Annotated in this window: 17 protein-coding genes; 16 read left to right on the top strand and 1 reads right to left on the bottom strand. The window is 70.4% G+C overall.

The window, feature by feature from the left end; translation table 11 throughout:
- The first annotated feature begins 83 nt into the window (after positions 1-83).
- The 6 genes from D4740_RS05550 (at position 84) to D4740_RS13245 (ending at position 3,796) form a co-directional block, all read left to right on the top strand.
- Complete coding sequence (locus D4740_RS05550; protein ID WP_119835971.1) at positions 84-1,007, top strand: 16S rRNA (uracil(1498)-N(3))-methyltransferase; 924 nt, start codon at positions 84-86, stop codon at positions 1,005-1,007.
- Positions 1,004-1,654 (top strand): TetR family transcriptional regulator, encoded by a 651-nt coding sequence (locus tag D4740_RS05545; protein ID WP_119835970.1) that lies wholly within the window; start codon positions 1,004-1,006, stop codon positions 1,652-1,654. The genes D4740_RS05550 and D4740_RS05545 overlap by 4 nt, the downstream gene beginning before the upstream one ends.
- 69 nt (positions 1,655-1,723) lie before the next feature.
- On the top strand, positions 1,724-2,527 hold the full coding sequence (locus tag D4740_RS05540) for an ABC transporter ATP-binding protein (RefSeq protein WP_182911350.1): 804 nt from the start codon (positions 1,724-1,726) through the stop codon (positions 2,525-2,527).
- The gene (locus D4740_RS05535; RefSeq protein ID WP_119835969.1) at positions 2,524-3,270 is read left to right on the top strand and encodes an ABC transporter permease; all 747 of its coding nucleotides are present in this window, start codon (positions 2,524-2,526) and stop codon (positions 3,268-3,270) included. The genes D4740_RS05540 and D4740_RS05535 overlap by 4 nt, the downstream gene beginning before the upstream one ends.
- A 91-nt stretch (positions 3,271-3,361) precedes the next feature.
- The gene (locus D4740_RS13250; protein ID WP_259390690.1) at positions 3,362-3,547 is read left to right on the top strand and encodes a hypothetical protein; all 186 of its coding nucleotides are present in this window, start codon (positions 3,362-3,364) and stop codon (positions 3,545-3,547) included.
- A 27-nt stretch (positions 3,548-3,574) separates the two neighbouring features.
- Positions 3,575-3,796, top strand: a complete 222-nt coding sequence (locus D4740_RS13245) for an EamA family transporter (RefSeq protein ID WP_259390702.1) — start codon at positions 3,575-3,577, stop codon at positions 3,794-3,796.
- A 114-nt stretch (positions 3,797-3,910) separates the two neighbouring features.
- Here D4740_RS13245 and D4740_RS05525 read toward each other — a convergent pair whose 3' ends face one another.
- Complete coding sequence (locus D4740_RS05525; RefSeq protein ID WP_119835968.1) at positions 3,911-4,753, bottom strand: methyltransferase domain-containing protein; 843 nt, start codon at positions 4,751-4,753, stop codon at positions 3,911-3,913.
- Positions 4,754-4,819: 66 nt separating this feature from the next.
- Here D4740_RS05525 and D4740_RS05520 point away from each other — a divergent pair, with 66 nt between their 5' ends.
- The 10 genes from D4740_RS05520 (at position 4,820) to D4740_RS05475 (ending at position 16,884) form a co-directional block, all read left to right on the top strand.
- Positions 4,820-6,082, top strand: coding sequence for a PhoH family protein (locus D4740_RS05520; protein ID WP_119835967.1), 1,263 nt, complete (start codon positions 4,820-4,822; stop codon positions 6,080-6,082).
- A complete protein-coding gene (gene ybeY / locus D4740_RS05515; RefSeq protein ID WP_119835966.1) occupies positions 6,079-6,537 on the top strand; it encodes an rRNA maturation RNase YbeY in 459 nt (152 codons plus the stop codon). Before D4740_RS05520 ends, ybeY begins: the two co-directional genes overlap by 4 nt.
- Positions 6,534-7,844 (top strand): hemolysin family protein, encoded by a 1,311-nt coding sequence (locus D4740_RS05510; protein ID WP_119835965.1) that lies wholly within the window; start codon positions 6,534-6,536, stop codon positions 7,842-7,844. The genes ybeY and D4740_RS05510 overlap by 4 nt, the downstream gene beginning before the upstream one ends.
- Complete coding sequence (gene era / locus D4740_RS05505) at positions 7,828-8,925, top strand: GTPase Era (protein ID WP_119835964.1); 1,098 nt, start codon at positions 7,828-7,830, stop codon at positions 8,923-8,925. Before D4740_RS05510 ends, era begins: the two co-directional genes overlap by 17 nt.
- A gap of 17 nt (positions 8,926-8,942) precedes the next feature.
- Positions 8,943-10,763 carry a S9 family peptidase gene (locus D4740_RS05500; protein WP_119835963.1) on the top strand — a complete coding sequence of 607 codons (1,821 nt, stop codon included), beginning with the start codon at positions 8,943-8,945 and terminating at the stop codon, positions 10,761-10,763.
- 96 nt (positions 10,764-10,859) lie between these two features.
- Entirely contained in the window at positions 10,860-14,528 is a 3,669-nt protein-coding gene (locus tag D4740_RS05495) for a bifunctional proline dehydrogenase/L-glutamate gamma-semialdehyde dehydrogenase (RefSeq protein ID WP_259390689.1), read from the top strand.
- Positions 14,529-14,656: 128 nt separating this feature from the next.
- Positions 14,657-14,797: a hypothetical protein gene (locus tag D4740_RS13015; protein WP_205570148.1), complete on the top strand. Its 141-nt coding sequence runs from the start codon at positions 14,657-14,659 to the stop codon at positions 14,795-14,797.
- A 210-nt stretch (positions 14,798-15,007) separates the two neighbouring features.
- Positions 15,008-15,694, top strand: a complete 687-nt coding sequence (locus D4740_RS05485; RefSeq protein WP_119835962.1) for a hypothetical protein — start codon at positions 15,008-15,010, stop codon at positions 15,692-15,694.
- A gap of 187 nt (positions 15,695-15,881) precedes the next feature.
- Complete coding sequence (locus tag D4740_RS05480; protein ID WP_207666568.1) at positions 15,882-16,103, top strand: antitoxin VbhA family protein; 222 nt, start codon at positions 15,882-15,884, stop codon at positions 16,101-16,103.
- Complete coding sequence (locus D4740_RS05475; RefSeq protein ID WP_119835960.1) at positions 16,090-16,884, top strand: Fic family protein; 795 nt, start codon at positions 16,090-16,092, stop codon at positions 16,882-16,884. The genes D4740_RS05480 and D4740_RS05475 overlap by 14 nt, the downstream gene beginning before the upstream one ends.
- Positions 16,885-17,256 lie beyond the last annotated feature (372 nt).

Here is a 17,256-nt window from a genome sequence, read left to right as displayed (position 1 = left end):
CAACGACGCTACACCTATGCGACACCGGTTCCGTGCGGCACACGGTACTGCGAAGCGGCTTGCGCTGGTCGTAGCCTGGGCGCGTGAGCGCGCCCGTCTTTGTCGTCACTCCTGGCACGGCTGAGCCCGCTGGCTCCTCTGCCCGGCAGGAGGCATCTGCCGCCCCTTCCCCGTCTGGTTCTCAGCCCGGCTCTGGGACTCGCCTGGTGCTCTCCAGCCTTGACAGCGGCGACGAGATCGTCCTGACCGGTCCTGAGGCCCACCACGCCGTCAGCGTGCGACGCCTGCGTGAGCCTGAGCGGGTGGACCTGGTTGACGGGGCAGGGTTGCGGCTGGTGTGCACGGTGACCTCCGCCGGGGGCGGCGCCAGGGACCGGCTGGGGGTGCGGGTGGTGGAGCGGGTGGTGGAGCCTGCGCCCCCGGTGCGCCTCGTCCTGGTCCAGGCCCTGGCCAAGGGGGGGCGTGACGAGCAGGCGGTAGAGACCGCCACCGAGGTCGGTGCGGAGACACTTCTGCCCTGGCAGGCCAGGCGGTGTGTGTCTGTGTGGCAGGGGGCCAGGCGTTCCAGGGGGCAGGAACGCTGGCAGGCCACCGCCCGGGAGGCGGCCAAGCAGGCCCGCCGTGCCGTCGTGCCCCGGGTGGAGGAGGTGCGTTCCACCGACGAGCTGGCCCAGTGGGTACGTGCGACCGTGGAGGCCGGGGGAGTGGTGGGTCTCCTCCACGAGGAGGCGAGGGCGCCCCTGTCGGCCCTGCTGCCTGCCCTTGCGGGGCCTGGGGCTGTGTTAACTGCCTCGCAGCGGCCGGTGCTGGCCGTCATCGTCGGCCCTGAGGGTGGTATCGAGGGGGAGGAGGTCACCACCCTTGAGAAGGCGGGGGCGGTGACGGTGCGCCTGGGTCCTCACGTCATGCGCACGGCCTCGGCTGGGCCGGTCGCCCTGGCTGTCCTGGCCCAGCACGCGGGCCTGTGGGAGCCAGCAGGCGCGTTCCCGGCGGAGGTGGCCAGGTGAGCCCGCGAGGGCGGCGCCCGGCCGGGTCCCCCGATGCCCGCGAGGCGATCCTGGCCGCCGCGCGAACAGCCTTCGCCCGTGACGGCTACCAGACGTCGCTGCGGGGGATCGCCCGCCAGGCAGGTGTGGACCCGGCCCTGGTCCACCACTACTTCCCCGACCGGGCCTCCCTGTTCTCGGCCGCAGTCATCTCGCTGAGTGCAGGGGTCCAGATGGACCTGGGCGCCAGGGCGGCCGCGGTAGCCCGGCTGCCTGAGCAAGACATTGGTGCCAACCTGGTGAGGTCCTTCGTCTCCCTGTGGGACGAGGTCGGGGCGGACCGGTTCGCCGCCGTCTTCCGGGCCGCGACGGGCAGCCAGGACAGCCTTGCCCCGGTGGCCGAGTTCGTCTTCGGTGGGACCCTCGGCCCCCTGATGGAGCGGGTCTCCCCGGACCGGCCCCAGCTGCGTACCCAGCTCGTCGCCAGTCAGCTCATCGGCATGGGGCTGGTTCGTTGGGTGGTACGCGCGGAGCCGTTCGCCGCCCTTGAGGTGGAGGAGCTGGTCGCCCTGGTGGGCCCCACTGTGCATCGCTACGCCGTTGGCCGGCTGGCTGAGGATGAGACCGAGGAGGCGGCGAGCCAGGAGGACGCCGACCTCAACGACTAAGAGGAAGCAGCCCTCAACCAAACCGTAATCTGCCTTGACACAGGGTTTGTCGCACCCTATATTCATCACATGATGAAAAGCAGAACCGAAGCGCTCGCGACGCCGCAGGACCTTGCTGTCAACGCGAGCGCAGCGCTTGGCCACACGGCTGCGGTGGAGGTAGCCGACCTGCACGTCTCCCGCGGGCGCAAGGAGATCCTCCACGGCTTGGGGCTCAGCCTCGCGCCCGGCACCGTGACCGGGCTGCTCGGCCCCTCAGGATGTGGCAAGACCACGCTCATGCGTACCCTGGTGGGCGTCCAGCGCTACCGGGGCCGGGTCAGCGTGCTGGGTCATGGCCCCGGCACGCCAGCGGTGCGCGGGCGCGTCGGCTACGTCACCCAGGGGCTGGTCGTCTACAAGGACCTCACTGCGCGCCAGAACCTCAGGTACTTCGCCAGGGTCGCGGGTGCTCGCGCCCGTGACGTCCAGGAGGTCCTGGACCTGGTGGGCCTGACTGCCCTGGCAGACAGGCCCGTGTCCAGCTGCTCCGGCGGGGAGGCGGGCCGAGTGAGCCTGGCCTGCGCGCTGGTGGCTGGTCCCGACCTGCTTGTCATGGACGAGCCGACCGTGGGCTTGGACCCACTGACCCGGGAGGAGCTGTGGGAGAGCTTCCGGACCATGGCTCAGGGGGGGACCACTCTGCTGGTCTCCAGCCACGTCATGGACGAGGCCTTCCGCTGCGACCAGGTACTCCTTATGCGTGAGGGGCGCCTCCTGACCTCCACCACCGCGTCCGAGCTCTTGGAGGATACCGGGGCCACGACACTCGACGAGGCCTTCCTGGCCGTCATCACCCGCAGTGCCGAGAGCGCCAAGGAGGACCTGCGATGAGCCTACGTACCTACCTGGCCGCCACCGCGCGGATCCTGACCCAGCTGCGTGCCGACCGCCGCACCCTGGTGCTCATCTCCGTAGTCCCGTCGGTGCTGCTGACCCTGCTGTACTTCGTCTATGTCGACTCTGCCGGTGGGGACGTCCTGTTCAACCGGGTCGCCGTGTCCATGATGGCGATCCTGCCCATGACGATGATGTTCCTGGTCACCAGTATCGCCATGCTGCGCGAGCGCACCAGCGGCACCCTGGAGAGGCTGTGGACCACGCCTACCTATCGGGCCGACCTGCTGTTCGGCTATGCCACCGCCTTCTCCGCCACTGCCGTGGTGCAGATCCTCGTCCTGTGCGCTGTGGGTGCCTGGGGCCTGGACGTGGAGGTCGAGGCCGCCTGGGGGTGGGTGGTCCTGGTGGGGCTGCTTGACGCCTTCGTCGGGATAGCGCTGGGACTGATCGTCTCCGCTTTTGCCCGCAGCGAGTTCCAGGCCGTGCAGTTCGTGCCCGTAGTCATCATCCCCCAGCTGTTCCTGTGCGGGCTCCTGGTACCCCGTGACCAGCTCCCCCGCGCCCTGGAGGTGGTTGGGGGTGTGCTGCCCATGAGCTGGGGGATTGACGTCGTTGACGAGCTGAGGACGGTGGCTGACCCCTCTGGGGACCTCACCCGCAACCTTGTCTACCTGCTGTGCTTCGGGCTGGTGGCACTGGTCCTGGCCGCTCTGACGGTGCCTCGGCGGACCCGGTGAGCAGCCGTTTCCACGGTGCCGTGTGTGCGGCGACTCTCACCGACTGCCGCCAGCACAGGCCCCGCCCGTGGACCGAGGGTAGCCTGACCTCATGTGGCTTCTCCTTGCCTGCGGCTCGGCCTTCTTCGCCGCAGTGACCGCGGTCCTAGCCAAGCAGGGGGTGCGCACCACGGACCCCACGCCACGGACCCCACGCTGGCCACAGCCATCAGGACGGTCGTGGTCCTGGCCGGGGCGTGGGGCATGGTCCTCCTCGTCGGCTCTCACCGTACGCTAGGGGAGGTCGGAGGTCGGTGCTCGTAGCCTGGTCTCCCTCGTACTCTCCGGCCTGGCCACCTGGGCGTCCTGGCTGTGCTACTACCGCGCGCTCCAGGATGGTCCTGCGAGTGTCGTGGTACCGGTTGACAAGCTCAGCGTGCTGGTCACGGTGGTGTTCTCCGTCGTGGTCCTTCACGAGCGCGTCTCCCGACGCTACCTGGCGGGTCTGGGCCTGCTGGTCACCGGGACGCTGGCCATGCTCGGGTGAGCGGTGCGACTGTCCTCGTGGCAGGCCCAGGGGCTGTGGCCTGGGTCTGTGGCTCTTCGCCGCACGGGCGAGGTCGCAGCGGCCCTGGAGGCGATGGCGACGCGAGTCCTGGTCTCACGCGGGGCGTGCCAGCACCTCGCCGTGGACGACGACGAACCAGCCGTCGCCCGCCTCGGCCCAGGCGTGCCAGGCCTCAGCCATCTCCTGCAGTCCCTCCGGCGTGGTCAGGCCCAGCCCGACAGCCTGCGGCCCGAAGGAGGACAGGCACCGCTGCGCCCACGTTCCTGCCCACCAGCGGCGCTGCGGCTGCGTGGCGTAGCACCAGGTGGAGGCGGAGCAGGTGACCTCGGTGAGTCCGGCCTCCCGGCACCACGACAGGAGCTGGGCGCCTGCGTCCGGATGCCCACCGTTGTGCTGCGCCGTCGCGGTGTACACGCGCCGCCACTCCTCCAGGGCGCCGGGCTGGGGGAACCAGGCCATGGCCGGGTAGACGGTGTCGCGGGCCGCGATGATCCCGCCGGGGCGGGTCACACGGGCCATCTCCCGCAGGGCTGTGACCGGGTCTGCCACGTGCTGGAGCACCTGGTGAGCGTGGACCACGTCGAAGGAGGCGTCGCTGAAGGGCAGGCTGAGCACGTCACCTGCGAGGAGCTCCACGGCCGGTGCCGCGCCGTCTGCGGCGCTGCTGGTGCCGGGGTCGTCTGCTGGGGGCGCCGCGCGTGCAGCCAGCGTGGCGCGTGCCGCCTCCAGGGCCGCGCGCGCGGGGTCCAGCCCGACGACGCGCCCTGGAGCCACAGCCTGGGCGAGGTCGGCGGTGATCGTCGCCGGCCCGCAGCCGACGTCCAGCAGGTCCTGCCCCGCCTGGAGGTGAGGGAGGAGGTAGGCGGCACAGTCTGCTGCCGAGCGCTGCGAGTGGCTGGCCAGGACGGCTGCCCCGTGGCCGTGGGTGTATCTCATGAGGGCCGAGGCTAGCCGGGCCGCGCTCGGTGGGAGCCGGGGCCCAGTATGTAGGATCGGGGCACGATGACCGACGCCTTCCGTGAACCTGGTACAGCACCTGGGGCAGCCGCTGCCAGTCGTGGCGCCGCTGACGCCACCGTCGGCGGTGGCGGCTCCCTGGCACGCACGGCCGCCCCTGCTGGCACACCCACCGTCACTCGCACCATGTCCCTGCCTACTGACCTGGATCCGGTGGTCCTCCTGGGCACCCATGACGAGGTGCTGCGCGCGGTGGAGAAGGGGTTCCCGGAGGTAGACGTCCACGTGCGTGGCACCACTGTCACCGCCACCGCTGCCCGGGAGAACCAGGACCGCCTCGACACGGCCCTCGTGCTGGTCTCCGAGCTGGTTGACGTCGCCCGCGCTGGCACGCCGCTGACTGCCGACTCTGTGGAGCGTGCCGTCGGTCTGCTGGAGGAGGCGGCCCGGCCGACCGAGGTTCTCACCGACAGCGTGCTGAGCGCGCGCGGGCGGACCATCACCCCCCGGTCCCTGGGGCAGAAGGCCTACACCGACGCTATTGAGGACTCGACCATCACCTTCGGGATCGGTCCGGCCGGGACCGGCAAGACATACCTGGCCATGGCCAAGGCTGTGGACGCCCTGGCCCGCAGGCAGGTCTCCCGGATCGTCCTGACCCGTCCTGCCGTGGAGGCGGGGGAGAGCCTGGGCTTCCTGCCCGGGAGCCTGACCGACAAGATCGACCCCTACCTGCGTCCCCTCTACGACGCCCTCCACGACATGCTGGAGCCCGAGGTCCTGCCCCGGCTCATGGCAGCGGGAACCGTCGAGGTCGCCCCTCTGGCCTACATGCGCGGACGTACCCTCAACGACGCCTTCGTCATCCTCGACGAGGCCCAGAACACCACCCCAGAGCAGATGAAGATGTTCCTCACCCGCCTGGGCTTCGGCTCCACGATGGTGGTGACCGGGGACGTCTCCCAGGTGGACCTGCCTGGTGGGCGGCCCTCGGGCCTGGTCGTGGTGCGTAGCATCCTGGAGGGGGTGGAAGGCATCGCCTTCTGCGACCTGGGTAGCGCCGACGTCGTCCGCCACCGTCTCGTGGGCCGCATCATTGACGCCTACGCCAGCTACGAGGCCCAGGCCGCGGCCCTGCAGGCGGGGGCTGCCCCCACCGAGCATGGTCCTGCGCTGCGTCGTTCGCCGCGTCGTCGTGCCGCGCCCGGCGGTGCCCGCAGCCGTGGGCGTCCTGTCGGAGCCGGTAGAGTTGGTCGGGCTGGCAGGGCTGGTGAGGCCAGCGGAGCCGACGAGGGGAGGCAGACGTGACGACAGAGGTCAGCAACGAGACCTCCGTCCCGATTGACGGGGCCGAGTTCGCCGCCCTGGCTGACCACGTGCTCCAGGCCATGCACGTCTCGCCCGCTGCCGAGCTCGCCATCCTGTTCGTCGACCCCGAGCCGATGGCCGAGCTCCACGAGCGCTGGCTGGACCTGCCTGGTCCCACTGACGTCATGAGCTTTCCTATGGACGAGCTGCGGCCGGGGACGGCTGGGACACCCACGCCCCCGGGGACCCTGGGTGACATCGTGCTGTGCCCACAGGTGGCTGCTGAGCAGGCGCTGGAGGCCGGCCACTCCGCGGTGGAGGAGATGCTCCTGCTGACGACCCACGGCATCCTGCACCTCCTGGGCTACGACCACGCCGAGCCGCACGAGCGCAAGGAGATGTTCGCGCTCCAGCGCAGGCTCCTGCTGACCTTCCTGGCGGAGCGGGGCGCGTGAGCGGGATACCTGTCCTCCTTCTCGTCCTGGGCGCTCTCCTTGTCCTGGGCCTGGGGGCTGCGCTGTCGGCGGGGGAGGCGGCCCTGACCCGCTTCACCCGTGCTGCCGCTGAGGACCTGGTCGAAGCCGGGCGGGGCGGGGCCGTGCGGGTGCGTGACCTGGCGCAGCGGCGCGACCAGGTACTGGCCGCCGTGGCGCCTGCACGCGTGGCGGTGGACATGCTCGCCGCAGTCCTGGTGACCCTGGCGGTCGCCGGCCTGGTGGATGAGTGGTGGCTGGTGCTGGTCCTGGCCGTCCTGGGCAACATTGTGCTCCTGGGGGTGCTGGTGGGCGTCTCCCCACGGTCGGTGGGCCAGCGCAACCCGGGGGGAACCCTCCTGGTGCTGGGAGGGCTCCTGGCCTGGGTCACCGCCCTGGGGGCGCCGTGGCGCGCGCTGGCAGCCCATGGCCCCCGCCGCCGTGCCGAGCCGACCCACGCCCAGGCCCGGGAGGCCGTCAACGAGGACCTGCGGGAGATGATCGACGAGATCGGCGAGGCCGACACTATTGAGGACGAGGACCGCCAGATGCTGCGCAGCGTCGTCGAGCTGGGCCAGACCCTGGTGCGCGAGGTCATGGTGCCTCGCACCGACATGGTGACGATCGAGTCGGACAGGAGCGCCGCCAGCGCGATGCGGCTGTTCGTGCGCTCCGGGTTCTCCCGGGTGCCTGTTATCGGGGAGGACGCTGACGACGTGCGCGGCGTGCTCTACCTCAAGGACCTCCTGCGTCGGCTGTCGGAGCGTCCCGACCAGGACGGCCTGGCCGTGTCCGGGTTCGTGCGCGAGGCCGAGTACGTCCCGGAGACCAAGCTGGCTGACGACCTGCTGCGAGAGATGCAGACCGGCCACTTCCACATGGCCCTGGCAGTGGACGAGTACGGGGGCACTGCGGGCCTGGTCACCATGGAGGACCTGCTGGAGGAGGTGGTCGGTGAGCTCACCGACGAGCACGACCCCCGGCTGCCCGAGCCCCAGGAGGTCGCTCCTGGTACCTACCGTATCCCCGCCCGGCTCGGGCTGGACGAGCTGGGCGGCCTCTTCGGCCTGGAGATCGACGACGACGACGTTGACACCGCCGGGGGGCTGCTCACCAAGGCTGTCGGACGTGTTCCCCTCCCCGGGGCGAGCGGGGACGTCCAGGGGCTGCGTCTGGTGGCGCAGGACGTGGCAGGGCGCCGTCGCCAGCTGGCGACCCTGACTGCCACCAGGGTGCCCGAGGTCCCTGACCAGCCTGAGCGGAAGGACTCTGATGCCCCAGTCCCCTGACTTCAGCGGCTCCAGCAGCTCGCGTGAGGGCCAGGCTGTGCCTGTGCGTGACGGCGACGGCTTTCCTGTCCTGCTTCCTGCCCTGGACGACTCCGGCCCGGGGCGGGCCGGGGCGGACGGTGCGCGTGTCGAGGTCGCAGTGCCGCAGGTCCCCGAGGGCTTCCGCGCCGGGTTCGCCTGCGTGGTAGGGCGTCCCAACGCGGGCAAGTCCACCCTGACCAACGCGATGGTCGGCACTAAGGTCGCCATTACCTCCGGGAAGCCGCAGACGACCCGGCACAACGTGAGAGCCGTGGTTCACCGTGCCGACGCCCAGCTGGTGCTGGTGGACACCCCTGGCTTCCACCGGCCCAGGACGCTGCTGGGTCGGCGCCTCAACGACCTGGTACGCACCACCCTGGCCGAGGTGGACGTCGTGGTCTTCTGCCTGCCTGCCAACGAGAGGACCGGCCCGGGCGACCGCCTCATCGCCCGGGAGCTGGCCGGGCTGCGCACTCCCGTGGTGGCAGCGGTTACCAAGGCGGACACCGTCTCGCGCCAGGACCTGGCTGCCCGGCTCCTGGCCGTGGACTCCCTGGGGGACTGGGCCGAGATCGTCCCGGTCTCGGCCAGGCGCGGGGAGCAGGTTGACGTCCTGGAGGAGGTCCTGGTCTCCTACCTGCCTGCCAGCCCGCCCCTCTACCCCTCCAGCGAGGTCACTGACGAGTCCGAGACCACCATGATCGCCGAGCTGGTCCGTGAGGCCGCGCTGGAGGGGGTGCGCGAGGAGCTGCCGCACTCCCTGGCCGTCGTCGTCGACGAGGTCATCGACCCTGAGCGGGCGCGTCAGGAGGACCGCGACCCGGGGTACCTCAAGGGAGCAGGTCGCCGCCTCCAGGTGCGGGTGAGCCTGGTGGTGGAGCGCGACTCCCAGAAGGGGATCGTCATCGGGCGCAACGGCGCCCGGTTGAAGGAGGTCGGGGTCAAGGCACGCAAGGGCATTGAGGAGCTGCTGGGACGCAAGGTCTACCTTGACCTGCACGTGCGTACCGCCAGGGACTGGCAGTCCGACCCGAAGGCCCTGGCCCGGCTCGGGTTCTGAGCAGGACCTGTCCTGCTATGCACCCTCACCGTCATGCCCGCCTCCTGCCGCGTCGGACCCGCTCCCGGCCAGAGCCCCTGAGACCATCCCAGGCCGAGATCACCTCCGGGTGGGCCTGGGCGCGCGCCTTTCCCCGCAGGGCCGTCGGGCTGGTTGTCGAGGTGTGCCGTGCCGGACGCCGTCGCCTGGCTAGGCTGCTCCTGGGGGTCCCCGCCCTGGTCCTTCTCCTGCTGCTCCTCGGGGCGGGACTGACCGAGATCTGGCAGATCGTCCTCACCCTTGCGCTGGGGGCGCTGGTCCTGGCGGTCTCCTACGACCACCGCGTCATGGGGGGCAGCATCGTCCTAGTGCTGGGGCTCAGCCTCGTGGGGACCCTGGCGGGTCCGCGCTGGTCGCCCGCGGTCTTCACCGCGCCGTTGGCCCCGACCACCCGTGACACCAGCATCGGCGGCCAGGTCGAGACCGTCCCGGTAGGCACCTACGAGGTCAGGACCATCCAGGTGAGCGTGCCCCAGGCCGACGGCCAGGAGGTGCCCGCGCTCCTGCGCCAGCCGGTGGGGGCACCCACCCCCACTGCGGGCGTCGTCTTCCTCCACGGCGCCGGGACCCAGACGATCGAGGGCTTTGCCGAGCAGGCCGAGGCGCTGGCCTCGGCCGGGGCAACCACCATAGTGCCGGACAAGCCGATGAAGGACTACACCCTCACCGAGCGTGACTACGTGTCCATGGCGGCGGACTACGCCGGCTCCGTGGAGTTCCTGCGCTCCCTGGAGGAGGTGGACGAGCTGAGGGTGGGGCTGTACGCCGAGTCGGAGGGCGGCTACCCCGGCGTGGTGCTGGCTGCCCAGGACTCCCGTATCGCTTTCCTGGTGCTGGCCTCGGCGCCGGTGGTTCCCATACGCCAGCAGGCTGCCTTCGCCATGGACTCCTACCTGCGCGAGGTGGGGGTCCCCGACCCCCTGCTGGACATCATCCCCCGGATCCTGGGTTCCCAGGAGCTGCCCGGCGGATGGTTCAAGTATGCCGACTTTGACGTCTCCGCCTACGAGCGGCATCTGAGGGTGCCGGTCCTCATGCTCTACGGTACGGAGGACTCCTCCATGCCTGTGCTCCAGGGGCCCAAGACGGTCTGGGAGTCGATGCAGGAGGCGGGCAACGACCAGCTCACGGTGCGCTACTACGCCGGGGCCAACCACGGCCTCAAGCTGGGTACCAGTACCGAGGGACCTCTGGTGCCTGGGGTGACGCGGGACCTGGCCCGATGGGTGACGGGACTGCCGGAGACCGGCGGTGCTGAGCCCCGTGTGGCCGGGGCGGCGTCCACGCAGGTCTACTGGGCGCAGGTGCCGGAGCGGACTCGGTGGTACGCCAGCGGGGACCTCATGCTGGTGACTGCCCTCCTGGGCCTGGGGCTGCTCGGCCTGTCTGCCGTGCTGTGGGGGGCTGGCCAGCTCCCGAGGCTGAGAGGCGGGCACGGCCTGGACCTGCCGGCACCTCTCGGGCGGTGGGCAGTGTCGTTGGGCCTGTCCGTGACGGCCTCCTGGGTGCTGTACCTGGCCTACGTCCTGACCGTGGCCCAGCTCGCCCTGAACCGCACCTCCAACCTGTGGATCTCCTACGGGGGGTGGGTAGTGGCGCAGGGGGCGGCGCTGATGACGGTGGTGCTCCTGGTCAAGCTGGTCGGCAGGGCCTGGCTCATGCGTGGGCACGTCCGCCGGGACGGGGGAGGACGCTGGTTGACCCGTCCGGCGGGGGCCGTTTTGCTCACCGCCCTGGGGGGCACCCTTGTCCAGCTGATGTTCCTGGCCTACTGGGGACTGTTTCCTCTGCTGCTGTGACTGCGCGCAGGCTCCTGATAGCGCACACTGGGAGGTGGGCACTCTGCCCGCTACCGGCCACCAGACCAGTGCGTACTGGAACAGGAGACCACCAGGATGATGACGTCCACCCCCTCCGAGCCCCTGGGCACCGCAGATGCCTCCTCGCCCTGCCCTGTTCTTCCAGGCTCCTCGACCTCCTTGTCAACCTCCTTGACCGACCCGGTCCCGACGAGGCCCCCGGACAGTCCCTGCCCGCAGGAGACGTGGGAGCTGGGGCTGCGTGCCGTGGAGCGTGCGCGGGGCTGGGTGGAGGCCTCGGCCCGGCTTCCCGTGCCCCGGGCGGCGGCCCTGCTCTCCCGGATCCTGGCTGACCCCGACGGGCTGGCCTTCACCACCCGCTTTGTCGACGACGTCGTGCGCCCGGCTGACCTGGAGGTGGCGGGGCGTGCCCTGCGCCGCCTGGCCGCAGGGCGCACGGATTTTCTCCCGCCCGCCCTGGCCGCAGCCACCAGTCTGGGCGGGGCGACCTCACGGCTCGCGCCGGCCGTGGTGGCTGCCGCTGCTCGGCGCACCTTCCGCCAGATCGTGGGCGACCTGGTCGTCGATGCAACCGACCACAGCCTGGGACCAGCGCTGCGGCGTCTGCGCCGGGACGGCAACCGGCTCAACATCAACCTCCTGGGTGAGGCGGTCCTGGGTGACCAGGAGGCTGCCCGGCGTCTGGCGGAGGTCTCCAGACTAGTCTCCAGGCCGGACGTGGACTACGTCTCGGTGAAGGTGTCTGCCGTGACCGGTCCGCACAACCCCTGGGGCTTTGACGAGGTAGTCGCCCACGGGGTGGAGGTGCTGACCCCTCTGTACCGGCTGGCGCGTGACCATGGCACCTTCCTTAACCTGGACATGGAGGACTACAAGGACCTGGACCTGACCCTGGCCGTGTTCACCGCCCTTCTGGACCAGGAGGAGTTGCGTGGCTACGAGGCCGGGGTCGTTCTGCAGGCCTACCTGCCTGACTCCCTGGGGGCCATGCAGCGGCTCCAGGACTGGGCTTCGGCGCGGGTGGCCCGGGGAGGCGCCCCGGTCAAGGTGCGAGTGGTTAAGGGGGCCAACCTCGCCATGGAGGCTGTGGACGCCGGTATCCACGGGTGGGAGATGACCACATGGCCCACCAAGCAGGAGACCGACACCTGCTACAAGCGTGTCCTCCACTGGGCCATGACGCCGCAGCGCACCCGGGCCGTGCGCCTGGGCGTGGCGGGACAGAACATCTTTGACATCGCCATGGCCTACGAGCTGCGGGCGGCCCGTGGGCTGGAGGGCACTGACGCCGTCGAGTTCGAGATGCTGTCGGGGATGGCCACCACCCTGGCGGAGGTCGTACGGCGCGACGTGGGTCACCTGCTGCTGTACGTGCCAGTGGTCGCTCCCCGGGAGTTCGACGTCGCCATCGCCTACCTGGTGCGTCGCCTGGAGGAAAACGCCGCACCGCAGAACTTTATGTCCGGGGTGTTCGACATCGCCTCTGACAGCCGTGTCTTCACCCGGGAGCGTGACCGCTTCCTGGCGTCCCTAGCCGACCTCGACCCTCAGGCGCCCGTGCCCGGGCCCCGGCGGACCCAGGACCGCCTGGAGGGGCGGCCCACTGGTGCCCCGGCACCGGCCCCGGTGCAGGAGGAGGCCTTTGTCTCCACCCCAGACTCTGACCCCTCCCTGGGCGGCAACCGGCAGTGGGCTCGTCAGATCGCCCAGGCTGTGCCCACCTCCCGGCTGGGAGTCGAGGCCGTGACGGCCGGCGCCGCCCGGTTCGCCATCAAGGAGGACGTGGATGCTGTCGTGGAGGTCCTCCAGGCGGCCGCACCCGGCTGGGCGGAACTGGGGGCCAGCATCCGCTCGGAGATCATCCGGCGGGCCGGACAGCTTCTTGAGCAGCGGCGGGGCGCTCTGATCGAGGTCGCCGCCAGCGAGACCGGCAAGACGATCGACCAGTCCGACCCCGAGGTCAGCGAGGCGATCGACTTCTGCAACCTTTACGCCCGCAACGCCCTGGCGCTGGAGGATCCCGGCTACCTGGGTGGAGGCAGCTTTGTCCCCAGCAGAGTGACTGTGGTCGCCTCTCCGTGGAACTTCCCCCTGGCCATCCCCACCGGTGGCGTGGCTGCGGCCCTGGCCACGGGCAGCACCGTCGTCCTCAAGCCGGCCCCTCCGGCCAGGCGCTGTGCCGCGGAGCTGGTCAGCGCCTTCCACGACGCCGGGGTCCCCACCGACGTCCTCATGCTGGCTCCGGTGGAGGACGGTGAGGTCTCCCGGCACCTGGTCACCCACGACGGCGTGGACCGGGTCATCCTCACCGGCTCCTACGACACCGCTCGCATGTTCCGCTCCTGGAGGCCGGACATGCGCCTGCTGGGGGAGACCAGTGGCAAGAACGCCATCATCGTCACGCCCTCGGCCGACCCGGATCTGGCCGTGCGAGACACCGTCGCCTCGGCCTTCGCCCACGCGGGCCAGAAGTGCTCGGCCGCCTCCCTGCTGGTCCTGGTCGGCTCAGCCGGGCGCTCGGAGAGGATCGCCCGCCAGCTGGTGGACGCCACCGCCTCCCTGGTGGTGGCTGCACCCGACCACCTGGACTCCCAGGTGGGACCCGTGGTGGTGCCTGACGACGCCAAGGCCGTGCGGGGACTGACGGCTCTGGGGGAGGGGGAGCACTGGGTGCTGCGGCCCAGGCACCTGGGCTCCGGTCTGTGGCGCCCGGGCATCCGCGCCGGGGTGAGGCCCGGAAGCGAGTTCCACCTCACGGAGTACTTCGCCCCGGTGCTCGGCGTCATGCGGGTGGACACCCTGGAGGAGGCCGTCGAGGTGGTCAACGCGGTTGACTACGGCCTCACCTCGGGCCTGCAGACCCTGGACTCCGAGGAGCTGGCCCAGTGGCTGGAGACGGTCCAGGCGGGCAACCTCTACGTCAACCGGGGGATCACCGGCGCCATCGTGAGGCGCCAGCCCTTTGGCGGGTGGAAGCGCTCGGCCATCGGCTCCACCACGAAGGCGGGTGGTCCCAGCTACCTGCTGGGCCTGGGGGAGGTCGTGCGCTCAGACGGTGCCGTGGAGGACACCCCGCAGCAGGCGGACGTCCTCGGCGAGGGCGATGAGGCTGAGCCTCTGGGTGACCTGGGTGACCTGGACGACCTGTACCGCTGCGTGCGATCCGAGCTCGCCGACCAGGACCTGCTGCTCCTGCGCACGGCTCTGGCCCGCGACGCCCAGGCGTGGCGCAGCGCCTACGGGCAGGCTGTGGACGTCACCGGCCTGGCTTGTGAGCGTAACGTGCTGCGCTACCGTCCCGCAGAGGTCCTTGTGCGGGCTGAGGCAGGCACGGCGCTGGCGGACCTGGTGCGAGTCATGGCGGCGGGCTGCCTGGCTGGTGCCGGGCTGAGCCTGTCGGTGGCCGAGGCGCTGCCCGAGACGCTGGCGACGGTGCTGCGGGACCGTGGTGCCACGGTGGTCCAGGAGGACTCCCGGGCATGGACCCGGCGGTTGGGCGACCTTGCCGGCTCCGGGGCGCTGGGGGTGCGCGTGCGGCTGCTGGGACCGCGGGAGCAGCCCGCCCAGGAGCGCTGGCAGGAGGGCTGCCACGCCACCGGCGGCAGCCCGGACGTCGCGCTGTACACCGGGGATGTGACCGCTTGCCCTCACACCGAGCTGCTGCCCTTCCTGCGCGAGCAGTCGGTATCGGTCACTGCGCACCGCTTCGGCACGCCCCTCGACCTGGCCGCCGGGCTGCTGTGAGCCGAGGACCTAGGGCCACTGAGTTGACGGGGCGGCCGGTCTGGCGTGCGGGTGGGCTCCTGGGTTGCTCTCGGCCAGCAGGATGACTTGGACAGAGCAGACGTACCGCCTATTGCGAGAGGATCGTTATGGAGAGACTCGATGTTGAGGAGCGCTGGCCTGAGCTGTTCGAGCAGCTCGACGCGACCCAGCGCCGTGCCGTGGTGCAGTCACTTGCGGCCGACTGGCACGAGGGCTGGGGCACAACCGTGAGGACGTGGAGTACTTAACCGGTCTGGCTCGCGGTGCGATTGATCGCGAGGAGGATATGTGTCGTGTACGTCGGGCTGCTGAGCGTAGTCGTACAGCTCAGACTGACATGGACCTCCATCTGGTGCCTTATGGCTGAATTCGACACCTGGGAGTCATAATTTTCTAGCCGGAGACGTATGACCGTCCGTCGGCCCGGGTAGAAGGGCAGGAGAGAGAAGGAGGCCGGTATGGCTGAAGAGAGTGACGGTATTGAGGAGGCTCTGGAGGGCCAGTTGAGGATGCTCGTGAGCGCCGCCGTCCAGGTAGGGGAGCGCCTCGCCCGAGAGCGGGAGGAGGCGTTGCGCCGGGCAGGTGCGCGCAGTGGGCAGGAGCCGGGAGAGTTGCGGTCCCGCTACGGTTACGGTGTTGAGGCTGACAATGCCGGTGCTGCCCGGGAGGCGGGGAGCCTGGGCGCCCGCCTCATGCAGGACCGCGCCAGGTACGAGTACGCCGATGCTGGGGCGGAAGGAGTCAGGTCGGCCTGGGACCGTGCCGAGGCGCAGCGGCTCCTGGCTCAGGCGGACCGGGAGGACCAGCGGGCTGGGGAGACAGCCGTGGCGGCTGAGCACGAGCCGGACCCTGGGGAGCGTGCCCGAGCGGTGGCCGAGGCCGAGCAGCGTGAGGTGGCAGCCGACAGGGCTCGTGAGGACGGGCGTACCCTCTATGACAGTGCCGAGCGTCGTGCCAGTACTGCACGTGATCTGGAGGCCAGGGGTATCGACCGGGAGGTCGTGGCCACGAGGATGCGTGCTGACGTCAGCCAGGCCAGGCCTGCCACCGAGGCGGTCAGAGCGAGGACTTCCCATCGGGTGCTGAGGGCGCGTGGGGCGCGTGTCGGCCAGCGGCGGGTGCCGCAACATGGACCCAGTCGGTGAGGACTCCCAAAACGTGTGGGGCAGACGTGGGAGGAGGGGGCGCGGCAGCAAGATTGCAGCCTCTCCCCACGACCGTTTACGGGCCGACGGTGGCCGAGGGGAGACGGAAGTTGGCAAGCCGGACCCAAACCCTCGCGACCCAAGACTGCCCCTAGATCGTTTTCGGGAAATCGGCTAGAGTCGATTGTTGTCGAGCGAGAGGGGTACCGTCGTGGCCACTGGTACAGCAGGCACCGCGACGACTGCGGCCGAGCGCGGGCTGCGCGTGGCCGAGGCGATCCACAGCGGCGAGATGGAGGGTATGCGCGTCGATGCTGCGACGCGTGCGGACGCCGACGAGTATGTCGCCGGGCGCATCGACTCTGACGAGCTGGTGGCCCGCGCTCGCGCGCGTTATGGCCTCGGCTGAGCTCGTCGACCCGTATCTTGATCCTGAGACGGGTCTGCTGAGCAACAAGGTCGGCGCGACGACACAGAGCGCCCTCGACAAGGCCGAGGGCGCTCTGGTGTTCACCCGCCTGGTGCAGCTCATGGATCGCCCAGTGAGGCCGACCGGTGACCTCGACGAGCTGCGCGCGATCCACCGCCATCTGTTCCAGGACGTCTACGACTGGGCGGGAGAGCTGCGCACTGTCGACATTCGCAAGAATATGGAGGGAGCGCAGTTCTTTCTTCCGGTGCCGATGATCGGTCGTGCCGCCGCATATTGCGCGGAGGAGCTGCGGGCCGACAACGAGCTGCGCGGCATGAGCCGCGAGCAGTTTATCGACCGCCTGGCGTACCACTACGACCAGTTCAACTACGTGCACCCGTTCCGAGAGGGGAACGGTAGGGCGCAACGGGTGTTCTGGAGCCGTGTCGCCCGCGACGCCGGGTGGCAGCTCGACTGGCGCACCGTGCACGGCGCGACCAATGACCAGGCCAGCCGAGCCGCGTCTGAGCAGCGGGACTTCGCTCCGCTGCGTGAGATGCTCGATCAGATCGTCAGCAAGGCGACCCCGCAGGGTGCGCGAGACGCCGCCTGGCGCGTCGCAGAGCGCGCCCGGCTGTCGTTCCCCACGAGTGCCTCCCAGGCTGTGCGACAACCCCAGAGCAGCCCGCCAGGCACACCGCAGGCACGCACCACCGCGCATGTGCCAGGGCAGAGCCACCGAGGGCCTGGCAACGACGGGCCAGGAGTGAGTCGATGACGAGCATCTGTGCGTGTGTGGGTACTTGTGAGTAGCGTCCTGGGGCCTGGGAGGCGGAGCGGGGGGCGGGTGCTGTTCGGCATTGTGGCTGTGCTCGCTCGGCTCCGTGTGGACACGGCATGACAGTGCCGAGCGTCGTGCCAGTACTGCACGTGATCTGGAGGCCAGGGGTATCGACCGGGAGGTCGTGGCCACGAGGATGCGTGCTGACGTCAGCCAGGCCAGGCCTGCCACCGAGGCGGTCAGAGCGAGGACTTCCCATCGGGTGCTGAGGGCGCGTGGGGCGCGTGTCGGCCAGCGGCGGGTGCCGCAACATGGACCCAGTCGGTGAGGACTCCCAAAACGTGTGGGGCAGACGTGGGAGGAGGGGGC

The organism is Actinomyces sp. 2119 (assembly GCF_003591215.1).
Lineage (GTDB): Bacteria > Actinomycetota > Actinomycetes > Actinomycetales > Actinomycetaceae > Actinomyces > Actinomyces lilanjuaniae.
This window is presented reverse-complemented; position numbering and strand designations above follow the sequence as displayed.

Excerpts from the sequence above, each read along its gene's own strand:
- D4740_RS05540 (WP_182911350.1), top strand. The coding sequence starts at position 1,724 with ATGATGAAAAGCAGAACCGAAGCGCTCGCGACGCCGCAGGACCTTGCT.
- D4740_RS05535 (WP_119835969.1), top strand. The coding sequence starts at position 2,524 with ATGAGCCTACGTACCTACCTGGCCGCCACCGCGCGGATCCTGACCCAG.
- D4740_RS13250 (WP_259390690.1), top strand. The coding sequence starts at position 3,362 with ATGTGGCTTCTCCTTGCCTGCGGCTCGGCCTTCTTCGCCGCAGTGACC.
- D4740_RS05525 (WP_119835968.1), bottom strand. The coding sequence starts at position 4,753 with ATGAGATACACCCACGGCCACGGGGCAGCCGTCCTGGCCAGCCACTCG.
- D4740_RS05520 (WP_119835967.1), top strand. The coding sequence starts at position 4,820 with ATGACCGACGCCTTCCGTGAACCTGGTACAGCACCTGGGGCAGCCGCT.
- era (WP_119835964.1), top strand. The coding sequence starts at position 7,828 with ATGCCCCAGTCCCCTGACTTCAGCGGCTCCAGCAGCTCGCGTGAGGGC.
- D4740_RS05500 (WP_119835963.1), top strand. The coding sequence starts at position 8,943 with ATGCACCCTCACCGTCATGCCCGCCTCCTGCCGCGTCGGACCCGCTCC.
- D4740_RS05495 (WP_259390689.1), top strand. The coding sequence starts at position 10,860 with ATGATGACGTCCACCCCCTCCGAGCCCCTGGGCACCGCAGATGCCTCC.
- D4740_RS13015 (WP_205570148.1), top strand. The coding sequence starts at position 14,657 with ATGGAGAGACTCGATGTTGAGGAGCGCTGGCCTGAGCTGTTCGAGCAG.
- D4740_RS05485 (WP_119835962.1), top strand. The coding sequence starts at position 15,008 with ATGGCTGAAGAGAGTGACGGTATTGAGGAGGCTCTGGAGGGCCAGTTG.
- D4740_RS05475 (WP_119835960.1), top strand. The coding sequence starts at position 16,090 with ATGGCCTCGGCTGAGCTCGTCGACCCGTATCTTGATCCTGAGACGGGT.